Source organism: Pseudomonas sp. J380 (assembly GCF_009827115.1).
Taxonomy (GTDB): domain Bacteria; phylum Pseudomonadota; class Gammaproteobacteria; order Pseudomonadales; family Pseudomonadaceae; genus Aquipseudomonas; species Aquipseudomonas paracarnis.
Map to the genome: position 1 here is coordinate 1,538,384 of NZ_CP043060.1, position 12,265 is coordinate 1,550,648.

Genomic DNA, 12,265 nt, shown 5'->3' on the forward strand with positions numbered 1-12,265 from the left:
GGCGCCGCACAGGCTGTCATCGGGGGTTACATCAATCCCCGCGAAGCCGCACGAAGCTGAGCTAGCATTGACGAACACCACTTTTTGCAACTACATTTAGTTACACGCAGGGAACGCCGTGTCCAAGAATGAAAAGCTGCTCGCCAAACTGCTCAATGAGCACATGGCATTTACCTGGTCTGAGCTCGTCACGTTATTACGCCGATTGGGATACACACAGATTGAAGGGGCCGGAAGCCGGGTCAAGTTCGACATGGGCGACCCCAGTGCAATGATCTCCCTGCACAAGCCTCACCCCGGCAACGAACTGAAACACTACATTCGGCGCCAGATCATCGAACAATTGAAATCAGGAGAACTGATTCAGTGAACAACCAACTGAAACACAAAGGCTACATCGGCTCCATCGAAGCCAGCCTCGAGGACAACTGCCTGTTTGGTAAAATCCTGTTCATCAAGGCATTGGTGAGCTATGAAGGCAAAACTGTGGCTGAACTGGACGCAGCCTTCCGTGGCGCGGTGGATGATTATCTCGCTACCTGCCAGAGCCTGGGGCACACGCCGGAGAAACCGTGCAAAGGTTCATTCAACGTACGCGTCGGGCATGACTTGCATTTGGCCGCTGCCCTGGCGGCAAACCGTAAGAAAGTGACATTGAATGATCTCACGCGTCAGGCGCTGAACGAATTTCTGCAGCATCACTACCCAGAGCCATGCCCGACGATTGGCTGACTATCCCAACCGCCGGTAACCCACTACCGCCGAGCCCGCTACCACCGCCCCCGCCGCCAGCGCCACCCAAAACCCGCTGGTGGCGCCAAAGTGGTCGATCATCCACCCCGAACTGGCGGCGCCAATGGCCACGCCGATGCTCAGGCCGGTGATCAGCCAGGTCATGCCTTCGGTAAGGCGGCTGGCCGGGACGATCTGCTCCACCATGGCCATCGACACAATCAAGGTGGGCGCGAAGAACAGCCCGGAGATAAAGATTGCAGCGGCCAAGCCGGGAATATTGCTCACCAACAGCAAGGGCAAGGTGGTCAACGCCGTGGCTACGCCGCAGTACAGGAACTGGCGTGGCAACGGTGCCTTGAGTTTGAGGGCACCGAAGGCCAACCCCGCCAGGCACGAACCAATGGCATACACCGACAGCACGATACTCGCCGCCGCCGGCTGGCCTTGATGCTGGGCGAAGGCCACGCTGACCACATCCACCACGCCGACGATCACGCCCATGGCCAGCAGCAAAATCATCAGGATCAATACCGACGGCGACGCAATCAGCCAGCGACCGTGTGCTCCCTGATGCGCGTGTACCGGTGGCTCGGTTTGCCGTTGCAGCACAAAGGTGGTGACGCCCACCGCCAGCAACAACGCCGCCACCAGGGGCCCGGCTTCTGGGAACACCGCCACGCTCAACCCCACCGAAATGGGCGGGCCGATGATGAAGCACACCTCATCAAGTACCGACTCCAGGGCAAACGCGGTTTGCAGCCTGGGCTGGCCACGGTACAACTCGGTCCAGCGCGCTCGCACCATGGCCGACATATTGGGTATGCAGCCCGCCAGCGCGGCGAACAGAAACAGCGTCCAATTCGGCGCCTGCAACCGCGTACACAGCAGCAACATCAATAGCGCCCCGCCGCCGATCAGCGCGGCAATCGGCAGCACCCTGCCCTGGCTGTAGCGGTCCACCCAACGTGACACTTGCGGCGCGCAAATCGCCGTGGCCAGGGCAAACACTGCCGCCACCGAACCGGCCAGGCCATAGCCGCCATGCACCTGGGACAGCATGGTGATCAGGCCGATGCCGGTCATGGATATCGGCATGCGTGCCAGCATGCCAGCGAGCACAAAGGCCCGGGCACCGGGGGCTTGGAATAATTCAGCGTAGGGGTTTGCCATCCTGCTTGACCTCTTGCTCGACGCCCTGGGCTTGCTATCTGAAACCATCAGGGCAGAATACATACGGCGCGTATGTGGCAAATCATGCTTCGCATACGCAACGTATGTCAATCACTTAGCCAAGAGACGCCCATGAGCCGAGCCCGAGCTGAAATGATCGAAGACACCCGCGCCCGCCTGATAGCGAGCGCGCGCCGGGCCTTCGCCACCCAAGGCTATGCCAATACCTCGATGGATGACTTCACTGCCCGCGCCGGCCTGACGCGCGGTGCGCTGTATCACCACTTTGGTGACAAAAAAGGGCTGCTGGCGGCGGTGGTCGCTCAACTCGACAGCGAGATGGACGCGCGCTTGCAACGCATCTCGGAGCAGGCCGTAGAGCCTTGGAGTGGTTTTTGCGAGCGCTGCCGGGCCTATCTGCGCATGGCCCAGGACCCGGAAATCCAGCGCATTGTATTGCAGGATGCACCGGCGGTACTGGGCGACACCGGCTCCCAACAACACTGCGTGGAATCCTTGCGTCAATTGCTGGAGGCCCTGATGCAAGCGGGTCTGATGCCTACGGCACCCAGCCACGCACTGGCGCAGTTGATCAACGGCAGCCTGGTCAATACCGCGTTGTGGATTGCCCGGGATGAACACCCGGGCACACGGCTGGAGGAAGGCTTGCAAGGCCTGAAGCTGCTCCTGCAGGGGCTGAGCCTCACACCAACCGTTTGATCTGCTTATGCCGCCACACCAGGCGGTAATAGGCGATCTGCAACACCAGCATCGCCAGGTAGGTCACCGGAAATGCCATCCACACTCCTTCCAATCCGAAGTGGGCGTTGAACAGATAGGCCATTGGCAGTTCTACGCCAAGCACGCAGAAGATCGAGATCGCCACCGGCATCAGCACCACGCCGCTGGCGCGCATGATGCCGCCGATCACCGCCTGGAAGCCGAATACCAGAATGCTCCAGAGCATGATGTGCAGCAGGTGTTCGGCCCGTACCCGTGCGCTGTCGTCGGTGATGAACAGGCCCAGCAACCAGTGGGACAGCCCATAGCCGAGCACGATCAAGCCACCGGTGAGGCACAGGTTGATCACAAGCCCCGTGCGCAGGATCGGCCCGATACGCTCCAGGCGCCCGGCGCCAATCGCCTGGGCGCCGAGGATCGAGGCGGTGATGGCAATCGACAGCGCCGGGAACTGCACATAGTTGACGATCTGCGTCACCGCGCCATAGGCCGCCGTGGCCTGGGAACCGTGGCCGTTGACCAGGGCCAGGATGACCAGCTCCGACAGCGATAGCACCACCATCTGCAAGCCCGTCGGCAGGCCGATGCGCAGGACTTTGCCGAGGACGACGCGGTCCAGGCGCAAGGCGGCAAGCAACTCGCGGTCTGGTGCCATCACGTGTTTTTTGTGGCGCAGGCGCAGGACCAGAAACAGCATCGCCAAAGCGTTACCTACCAGCCCCGCATACACCGCACTCTGGATGCCCATGGGCGGCAGGCCGATCCAGCCGCGAATCAGCGCAGGCGTCAGCAGCAAGCCCACCAGGGTCGAGACCATCAATGCCAGCAACGGCGAAATCGTGTCGCTGACCCCACGCAACAGTTGGGTATAGAGGATGAACACCAGCAGCAACGGCATGATCAACATCATCATCTGGGCGTAGCCCACGGCATTGTCGAGCACATCCACCGGCGTGCCCAACGCCTGCAATGCCGGGCGCGCAAACAGGCTGCCCAGCACGGCGGCCACTAGGCCCACCAAGGCGCCCAGGGTCAGGGTGGCACCGGTAATCACCTTGACCATTCCGGTCTCCTGGGCGCCCCATGCCTGGCCGATCAACACCGAGGCGCCCGCCCCCAGGCCGATCACCAGGGCGATAAAGAAAAACACGATGGGAAACATCCCCGACACCGCGGCCAATGCCTGGGTGCCCAGCATCTGGCCAACGTAAATGCCGTTGAGGGTGCCGGAAAAGCTTTGCAGGAAATTGGACAGCACCATCGGTGCCAGGAACAACAGATAGATTTGCCACAGCGGGCGTTGCTGGGTGACGTCCATGAAGGTCTGAGCCCCTTGATTATTGGACTGGGAAGGCATTGCGCGACAGCCAGGCCAGGTAGGTGCGCACGTCCGTCGGCCAGTGCGCGATACTGTTCGAGAAGCCGTCCCTGTCCTGGGCAAACAGCGCACGCGAGGCGTCTTCAAAGCCCGGCAGATTGCCGCCAATCGCGCTCATGAAGCGATAGCTGGCCTCCTTGGCCTGGCGCAATTGATCAGCGCTGGCATGAGCCATACGCGCTTCATCCACCAACCGGCGCAAGGCAGCCGACGCACCACCACGCTGCTGGCCGAGCCACTCCCAATGACGTGGCAGCAATGTGACTTCCCGGGCGACGACGCCCAACTTCGGGCGGCCTACCGAGGGCGTTGCGGGTGGCTCGTCGTCGCTTTCGGCCTGGGGAGGGTGCGGCGCGTGACCTGCTGGCCACGGATAATCGACTTGAGTGCCCGTGGCGTCATCGAAGACCAGGAAGCTACCGGCTGGCAAAGCCTGGGCGACAAGGGACTCGGCCACATCGACATAGGTCCCCGCGGCGATGCATTGATGACCTGCGAACGCAGTGCAGAGGGAAAGGGTGTGCGTGGTCATCTTTTATTACCCGGATTTTATTTGTTTTACCCGGATAATATTAGGCTTAATTTGCCGACTTGCAAGGATCTTTTGCGGGCGCGATCTGCTTGTGGCACCTCGACCTAGGTGAACCTCTCTGGTCCCCCTGCTCCAGCAATCGCCGGACCTGCATCGATGGAAGCAAAACAGCGGACGCAGGTTGATATCTCCCTCAATGCACTCACCGGTAGTGAGATGAGCGCCGGGGAACCATCTTTGAATATCCCAATTGTCATTCCCTTACTTGCGAATGCATAAGAATGTAGAGCGTAAAGAATCAATACCCCGCAATCATGTAGGAGATTTTTCTTTTCTTTGACAGGTACTTCCCGTTCGCGGTTAAGCATCTTGTAGTTAATCGGAGGAATAGGAAAAGTACGCCACGCGCCACTACCGGCGAACGATCAGACAAGGAACGAGTATGGCGATTGATATGCTTGCGAAGCGTCTCGTTAATTCAGCGCACTTTCTTGATCTGCAGCCACTTTCCCGAGGTTCGGCACTATGAGTGGAAAGCCCGCCGCCCGCGTTACTGACCCTACGACATGTCCAATTCCGGGACATGGTGTCGCCTCCATCATCGAAGGTTCTCCTGACGTCTTCTTCGATGGTTTGCCCGCAGCGCGCCAAGGTGATCCATCTGCTTGCGGGAGCCCGATCAGTTCGGCCGTATCATCGACAGTTTTTATCAATGGAAAACCTGCCGCAACGCTCGGCAGTGTGGGTGAACATGGCAACGTGATCATCGGTGGATCGGGTACTGTGATCATAGGCGATCAATTCACACCGCCCCCACTCAGCCCCATGGTGCCATTGGGCAGTTCCAATACCCATTACTCTGGACGCTTTCAACTCATAGATCAGGAAACCGGAAAACCTATCGTTGGCCGCAAGGTAAAGGTTTGGTCGAGTGCCGGTTGGAACGCGCTCGACACCACGAATAGCGAAGGCATGACATCGTGGATTAGCCATGCTGCGTCAGAGTCTATCCATATTGACTTGATGCAGGAAGGCGAAGAATGAATGGGCAACCCAGCCTTTCTCAGGGGGGCATGAGCCCAGACGGAAAGATTAACCCTGTGGGCATTCTGAAACCGAAGCTCGATCCCCAAGACAAGAACGTACTGTGCTCGGCAATTTGCTATTGCAGCGGCACGCCCAACATCAGCCAAGATGGCAAGCATCTCAAACAGGCCTGCGTGGCCCAGCGCCTTGGGGAGCTTGACGAGATTCTCCAGAGGCGCAGTCCGTATAAGCAAGTCAGTTACGACATGACCAAGCGACCACCACGGCCAATCCTCGACAGCCAAACGGGGAATAGCCCTCATGGCTGGATACCGGGCTGGATCAACAAATATTGGAATGACGACCCAGAGCATCCACCGTTCAAACCCGGGAAAGGGATGATTCGCCGGCCCGATGTGGTGATCGTCAAGGACGCCAGCAAGCCGCCAACTCAGGACAACATCAAGCAAGTGGTGGAGATGAAGTTTCCACCTGACCCACCGAAAGTGGAGCAGGCGCAGGATTATGCGAACATTGCTGGCAACAAAAACAGGGTTGTTGAGATGACATCTACCGAATGCGACTGTAGCCAGCAAAGTCAGCAGTCCAATGTGCCAGTGGAGCAGCTCGGGTGGGCTGCAGCCATCGCAGGGGGGATGATGTTTATCCTGACGCGTGGCCGCTCCCCTCGACCAATGACCCCCGCTTACTAATTCGGAGGAATGCCAATGGAACCGGAATTCAATGTGGCCGAAGAACTTGTCAAGCAACCACATCTGCTGGAAATACCCGGCCACTTGCTCATGAAGTGCGGACGCCAGAACTATATCGGCGCGGTGCTCTGCCTGCGCGGGACGCTTTATTTCAAGGATGCACACACACGTTTGGTACGGGAGGCACTGTGCCAGTGCTTTGACGACTTCAAGCGCTTGGCTGAGCCCTACCTCACTTGGGTCTGGCGCGAAGAGCCTCCTCAGGGTAAACCACTTTCAGCTTATGCCGATGCAAAGCCATTACGCGACATGATGGAAGTAATGGATGAGGATGACCTTCTCAGCTTCTACTACCTCAGTGGCAAACAATCAAATGACGCCAGCGCTTGGCTCTTCAATGTGTGTGGTACGCGAGGATGGAAGGCAAAGATGGGGGATGAAATAAGCACTCTGGAGTTCTCAGTACCGCTTCTGTACCAAGAGCAAAACCCACTCAGCTTCCTGCGTTTGTACCTTGACTCAGCACGCCGATTGGCTCCAGAACAGGGTTACGCGGGACATGCCTTCAACCTTTCCGTCACCAACCGGGACGGCAACGAACCTACTGAAGCCTTTATGGCGGCACGCATGCCTGGTTTGGATGTGGGAACAGCCGGTCTACTGGCTAATATCCCCGAGTTCAAACCTACAAAAATCAAGACGGTCAGTTGGCTGACCTTGCTCGACCAAACTCGCCTGGAGTTGGTTGGCGGCCTGGAAGGATTACGTACGCAGCTACCCTCCAGCCATTTTGCCTTCTATGACTACGGTAGCGGCGTAGTGATCCAGGCCGGCGCATACCCCTACCTTGGTGGTGATGCCGAGGATCCGAAGCCGGCCGCCTACGTAATACTGAACCATGTACTCAAGGGCATTCGCTACGAGACGGTGGGTTCATTGCACGGCGGCTCTCATAACGGCGAGTTGCGGCTGGTGGACTGGTCGGCTGACCAGTGGCTCAAGCGCTTGGATGTGGATACAGGCGACATCCCCAGCTGGCATGCCAAGTTACTTCGCGACGAACCCTGCCTGGATGCTACAAATACTCTGCCAGGGCGCTTATAGACGCGGCGTAATTCACCTGCTCGACCGCCAACTGACAGAGGCGATGGCCTCACCGGAATCTGCTTAACGCGCGACCACCACGACCAATTCTTCGCGGGTGCGACTGATGTGTGCACCAGCCTTGAGCAATTCGTCGACAGCCTGTACACCGCCCTCCTCGCTGATGCCTCGGCACGCCGGCAAATGCAGGACCACTTGCAATCCGGCTTTGAGCAACTGCAACGCAGTGGTCTTGACGCAATAGTCCAGCGCCAGCCCGCCCACAATCACGCGGGCCACGCCGTGGGCCTTGAGGTACTCGATGACGCCGGTGGACAGTTTGTCGTGCAGGTCGTGGTAACAGGCGCCGTAGGGGTGCAGGTCGGGCTCGACACCTTTCCAGATGAAGTAGTCGTAGTCATAGGGCGTGGGCAATTCATCGAGCAGGGTGAACCCTTCAGTACCCGGCACGCAGTGGCTGACGCAGGTCACATCGGCATGGGCCAGGCCGGTGGGTTGCAGCATCTCGCTGTGCTGCGCAACCACCCAGGGTGCGTGGGGGGTGTGGGCGTCCTTGCTGCCGATGCGGTGGCCGGCGAGACTGGCCATGTAATTGAGTTCGGCACCAATGCCGTCGCCACCGGCCACTGGCAACTCGTTGGGACACAAGGGCGTGAAGCTCTTCTGGGCGTCGACGTCAAATGAAGCGATGGCGGCTTTCGAAAGGCTCATGGTCGTTCTCGGGTGGTCTGCACGTACGACCGCCTCCGGGCGAGCGTAGAAATCTTGAAGTATGGGACAGTTTACTGCGGGGATCGATGCGTTGCTGACTTACCCTATTCTCAAGCACGCTGAAGTTCAAAGGTGGGAGCTGGCTCGCCTGCAATGACGGGAGTGAATCCACCAACGCTATCGCAGGCAAGCCAGCTCCCACAGTTGGGTCAGCGTTAACCGCTAGTTCAGCCAATTGCCGCCATCAACGTTATAGGTCTGGGCCACCACATAGTCGGCGTCCGTCGACGCCAGGAAGATCGCCATGCCAGTCAGGTCTTCAGCCGTGCCCATCCGCCCAAACGGCACCTCATCCCCTACGCGCTTTTTCTTCTCGCCAGGCGCCAGCCCTTCATGCCTGGCGAACAGCGCATCCACCCCATCCCAATGCTCGCCGTCCACCACACCGGGGGCGATGGCATTGACGTTGATGCCCTGCTTGATCAGGTTCAAGCCCGCCGATTGCGTCAGGCTGATCACCGCCGCCTTGGTCGCGCAATAGACCGCCACCAACGGCTCGCCCCGCCGCCCGGCCTGGCTGGCCATGTTGATGATCTTGCCGCCATGCCCCTGGTTGATCATCTGTCGGGCTGCGGCCTGCAGGGTGAACAGGGTGCCGGCGACGTTGATCGAGAACAGTCGTTCAAAGCTGTCGCGGGTGATGTCGATGATGGGGGCCAGGTCGAACAGGGCGGCGTTGTTGATCAGGATATCGAGCTTGCCGGCGTGGCTCACCACCGTGGCGATCGCCGCGTCGATGGAGGCTTGGTCGGTGACATCCATCGACACCGCGTAAGCCTTGGGCCCCAGTTCGGCGGCGGTGGCCTGGGCCTGCTGCAGGTTGATGTCGGCGATGGCCACGGTGGCGCCTTCAGCGATGTAGGCCTGGGCGAACGCACGGCCAATGCCTCGCGCCGATCCAGTGATCAGCGCGCTTTTGCCTTCGAGTCGTTTCATGGGGGGTCCTGTAAAGGTTATTGCCGGTAGTCGGTGAACACCGCCGAGAACAGCTTGCCGACCTTTGTTGTGGAGCCTCGATTACAGCAGCTTGACCTGCCGCCTCACAAACGGCTGGCGAATGCGCGGCTGATACTTTTTTAACCTGAGGCACAGGATCAAAAAAGTATCAGCCTCAGGCGAAACCAGGGCTAGCGCAGCGATTGCCAGTGCGGGTATTTTGGGAAAATTGCACCGCCACAAGAGGCAGCACCATGCCCGTCAGCCCCGCCACCCTGTTCGAGCATCGCCCTGCCGAGCTTGAGGTGATCCTGACCGAACCGGAACATGGTTTTCGCTGGTTCGAACATGACTATCCCTATGAACTGGCACGCTGGAACCACCACCCTGAATTCGAAATCCACCTGATCCGCCAAGGCAGCGGCAAGCTGGTGGCGGGCGACTATATCGGTGCATTCAGCGCCGGGCATGTCGCACTGATCGGCCCTGGCCTGCCCCACGACTGGATCGGTGACCTGGCGCCGGGCGAATACCTGCACGGGCGTGATGTGGTGCTGCAATTCGACGGCGCCGCCCTGCTCGCTCTACGCACCACCCTGCCTGAGCTCGGTGATTTACAGTCACTGTTTGCACAGGCGCGACGGGGAATCGAATTCACCGGCGAGACCGCAACGAGCGCGGCACGGCTGATGGAGGCCATCGGCTGCGCCCATGGGCTGCAACGCCTGGCCCTGTTCCTGCAATTGCTCGACACCCTGAAGAACGCACCGCCTGCACAGGCCAATACCCTGGCCAGCCCGTGCTATGCACCGACGCTGGATGCGCGCAGCGCCGAACGTATCAACAAGGCGCTTGACTACCTGATGCGGGAACTGACCGGCGATGTACGCCTGTCGGACATCGCCCGGCAACTGGACATGAGCGAACCCGGCTTTTCGCGTTTTTTCAAGCGCAACACCGGCCACGGCTTTATCGACCTGATGCGCAAGTTCCGCGTGCAGCGTGCCTGCCGCTTGCTGTTGCACAGCCAGATGTCAGTGGCGGACATCTGCTTTGAGGTGGGCTACGCCAACCTGTCGAATTTCAATCGCCACTTTCGTATCGAAATGCACCAGACGCCGAGTGAGTACCGGCGGCAGGCCGCACTTCAATTATTCACCCCGGTTACCCATCACCCGCCGCCTTACTCGCCCGCCCCTTGAGCCAGTGCCTGCTGTGCCAGACGGGCAACCTGCAACTCAATCATGGCACGCTCGCGCTCCTGGTCTTCCAGAAACCAGGCGGCAGACAACCCGGCATGAGCCACCACCCATTGCAACAAACGAGGACGTGAGAGGCCGGCCGCCAGGGCGATAACCCCAACCTGGCGGCTGAAACGCAGTGGATCGCTACTGGTCGGCAAGTCCGGATTGCAGATCAGATTAGCGTAATCGTAACCGCGCTCGCCCATCACCCGCTTTGGATCAATCGCCAGCCAGCCACGAGGGCCAAAGTCGAGGATATTGTCGTGGTGGCAATCACCGTGCAGTACCACAACCTCCTGTTGCGCAGCCAGCAATGTCCGGGCCGTCGCCGCGCAGTCGCGTAAGGCACCGCCCTCCTGTTCGGCGGCGTGCCACAAGGATCTGAACCACTCATCCAGCCCAACCAACCCTTCGGGCGGCGACACACGAGGCGCATGCAGCCGGGCCAGGGTTGCGCAGGCGATCTGGCTGGCTTCGTCGTCCTGACCATTGAGGGCCATGCGCATCAAGGAACCTGGGCCCGTGGCGCGTTCCATTAACACTGCAGTGTGGTCATGGGCGAACACCCGTGCCGCACCGTCACCGGCCCACCAACTCAGCAGGCGGCCGCCGAGTTTTTCCTCAGGGGTATGAGCAATTTTCAACATCGCCGGCACGCCCTTCCAGCGGACCGGCAACAGGTGGCTGCCGGGTGTGACGATAGGCTCTCCATCGGCACTCAGCTCCCAGGCACGCAGGTAGTGTTCGAACATCAGATTCCTCCACAGGGGTGACGCATCAGGATGACAGAAATCCCACTGTTTTCCTGACCAAAGCGTCGGCTAATTGCTCTTTTTTCTAGATAGTTCAAGCCATTGACCCAAGTTGGTACAACCTGTGCAAACGTTTGCGGAACGAACTTGACCGCCAAGTTCACTCCTCCCCGTCTAATCGGGTTTAAACCGCGTAAGAATAAGGACTTTCAATGCACCCCACCTCAAAGCCTCGTGCTGGTCTTGGCGTTTCGTTGCTACTGGCTGCCGTTACGGGAGTACTCAGTGCACCCATTTTGGCGCAGGAAAAGCCCGTGGATGACTCAGCACAGGGCGAAACCCTCAGCCCTGAAGCCAACCCCCCGGCGAAAAAAGGCGTGTATCTGTCCGAGTGGTTTAACCAGGACCTCACGCTGATTGGCAGCAAAGACATCAGTTTCGGCCCCAAGCCTCAAGATGACGTCTACCTGGAATACGAGTACTTCGGGCGCAAGGGCCCCTTTGAGTTGTACGGCTATATCGATGTGCCGAAGATCCTCACCATCGGTAACAGTAATGACAAAGGTGTGTGGGACCATGGCTCGCCGGTGTTCATGGAGCATGAACCGCGGATCTCCATCGACTACCTCGCAGGACGCAGCCTGGCAATTGGCCCATTCAAGGAATGGTATGTGGCCTTTGACTGGATCTACGACCACGGCAGCCGCAAGGAAAACCGCGCCAACACCCTGTACAGCGGCCTGGGCACCGATATCGACACCCACTCGCGAGTCAACCTGTCGGCCAATTTCTACGGGCGCTACCAGTGGGAAAACTACGGTGCCAGCAATGAGTACTCCTGGGACGGCTACCGAGCGCAGATGAAGTACATCGTGCCCATCGGCAAGTTCGACAACGGCGCCTCGCTGACCTACATCGGTTTCACCAACTACGATTTCGGCTCGGACCTGCACAAGGACAACCCGGCGCGCACCGCCAACTCCCTGGTGGCCACCAACGTATTGCTGTACTCGTTTACCCACCTGCGCTTTACCCTGGTCGGCCGTTACTTTCACAACGGCGGCAACTGGGAGGATGGCAGCGAGTTGAATTTCGGCGAAGGCAACTTCCGCGCACGCTCAGACGGCTGGGGTTACTACGCTGGCGTGGGCTATCAATTCTGA

The 12,265-nt window shown here is 59.3% G+C and carries 14 protein-coding genes; 8 read left to right on the plus strand and 6 right to left on the minus strand.

Features of this window, described 5'->3' with window-relative positions:
- The first annotated feature begins 118 nt into the window (after window positions 1-118).
- Both FXO12_RS06785 and FXO12_RS06790 read left to right on the plus strand, forming a co-directional pair.
- On the plus strand, window positions 119-370 hold the full coding sequence (locus FXO12_RS06785; RefSeq protein WP_057977120.1) for a type II toxin-antitoxin system HicA family toxin: 252 nt from the start codon (window positions 119-121) through the stop codon (window positions 368-370).
- Window positions 367-732: a type II toxin-antitoxin system HicB family antitoxin gene (locus FXO12_RS06790; RefSeq protein WP_014718824.1), complete on the plus strand. Its 366-nt coding sequence runs from the start codon at window positions 367-369 to the stop codon at window positions 730-732. The genes FXO12_RS06785 and FXO12_RS06790 overlap by 4 nt, the downstream gene beginning before the upstream one ends.
- On the opposite strand, the gene FXO12_RS06795 is transcribed toward FXO12_RS06790, so the two are convergent.
- Complete coding sequence (locus tag FXO12_RS06795; RefSeq protein WP_054897054.1) at window positions 733-1,905, minus strand: MFS transporter; 1,173 nt, start codon at window positions 1,903-1,905, stop codon at window positions 733-735.
- Between the two features lie 132 nt (window positions 1,906-2,037).
- On the opposite strand from FXO12_RS06795, the gene FXO12_RS06800 reads away from it, so the two are divergent.
- Complete coding sequence (locus FXO12_RS06800) at window positions 2,038-2,625, plus strand: TetR/AcrR family transcriptional regulator (RefSeq protein ID WP_054897053.1); 588 nt, start codon at window positions 2,038-2,040, stop codon at window positions 2,623-2,625.
- On the opposite strand, the gene FXO12_RS06805 is transcribed toward FXO12_RS06800, so the two are convergent.
- On the minus strand, window positions 2,609-3,964 hold the full coding sequence (locus tag FXO12_RS06805; protein ID WP_054897052.1) for an MATE family efflux transporter: 1,356 nt from the start codon (window positions 3,962-3,964) through the stop codon (window positions 2,609-2,611). The two genes, FXO12_RS06800 and FXO12_RS06805, sit on opposite strands and share 17 nt — an antisense overlap.
- Window positions 3,965-3,983: 19 nt before the next feature.
- The gene (locus FXO12_RS06810; RefSeq protein WP_054897051.1) at window positions 3,984-4,556 is read right to left on the minus strand and encodes a DUF2239 family protein; all 573 of its coding nucleotides are present in this window, start codon (window positions 4,554-4,556) and stop codon (window positions 3,984-3,986) included.
- Window positions 4,557-5,081: 525 nt separating this feature from the next.
- Here FXO12_RS06810 and FXO12_RS06815 point away from each other — a divergent pair.
- The 3 genes from FXO12_RS06815 to FXO12_RS06825 are packed head-to-tail and all read left to right on the plus strand — an operon-like array spanning window position 5,082 to window position 7,399.
- Window positions 5,082-5,600, plus strand: coding sequence for a PAAR domain-containing protein (locus FXO12_RS06815; RefSeq protein WP_082423389.1), 519 nt, complete (start codon window positions 5,082-5,084; stop codon window positions 5,598-5,600).
- The gene (locus tag FXO12_RS06820) at window positions 5,597-6,295 is read left to right on the plus strand and encodes a VRR-NUC domain-containing protein (RefSeq protein ID WP_054897050.1); all 699 of its coding nucleotides are present in this window, start codon (window positions 5,597-5,599) and stop codon (window positions 6,293-6,295) included. The genes FXO12_RS06815 and FXO12_RS06820 overlap by 4 nt, the downstream gene beginning before the upstream one ends.
- Window positions 6,296-6,310: 15 nt before the next feature.
- Entirely contained in the window at window positions 6,311-7,399 is a 1,089-nt protein-coding gene (locus tag FXO12_RS06825) for a DUF3396 domain-containing protein (protein ID WP_057977116.1), read from the plus strand.
- Between the two features lie 63 nt (window positions 7,400-7,462).
- Here FXO12_RS06825 and FXO12_RS06830 read toward each other — a convergent pair whose 3' ends face one another.
- Window positions 7,463-8,110 (minus strand): isochorismatase family protein, encoded by a 648-nt coding sequence (locus FXO12_RS06830; protein ID WP_160049598.1) that lies wholly within the window; start codon window positions 8,108-8,110, stop codon window positions 7,463-7,465.
- Window positions 8,111-8,332: 222 nt separating this feature from the next.
- On the minus strand, window positions 8,333-9,106 hold the full coding sequence (locus tag FXO12_RS06835; RefSeq protein WP_057977113.1) for an L-iditol 2-dehydrogenase: 774 nt from the start codon (window positions 9,104-9,106) through the stop codon (window positions 8,333-8,335).
- Between the two features lie 254 nt (window positions 9,107-9,360).
- Between FXO12_RS06835 and FXO12_RS06840 the strand changes: the two genes are divergently transcribed.
- Complete coding sequence (locus FXO12_RS06840; protein WP_057977112.1) at window positions 9,361-10,308, plus strand: AraC family transcriptional regulator; 948 nt, start codon at window positions 9,361-9,363, stop codon at window positions 10,306-10,308.
- Here the strand turns inward: FXO12_RS06840 and FXO12_RS06845 are convergent.
- Entirely contained in the window at window positions 10,290-11,102 is an 813-nt protein-coding gene (locus FXO12_RS06845; protein ID WP_054897045.1) for an aminoglycoside phosphotransferase family protein, read from the minus strand. The two genes, FXO12_RS06840 and FXO12_RS06845, sit on opposite strands and share 19 nt — an antisense overlap.
- 212 nt (window positions 11,103-11,314) lie before the next feature.
- Here FXO12_RS06845 and FXO12_RS06850 point away from each other — a divergent pair, with 212 nt between their 5' ends.
- On the plus strand, window positions 11,315-12,265 hold the full coding sequence (locus tag FXO12_RS06850; protein WP_032872109.1) for a nucleoside-specific channel-forming protein Tsx: 951 nt from the start codon (window positions 11,315-11,317) through the stop codon (window positions 12,263-12,265).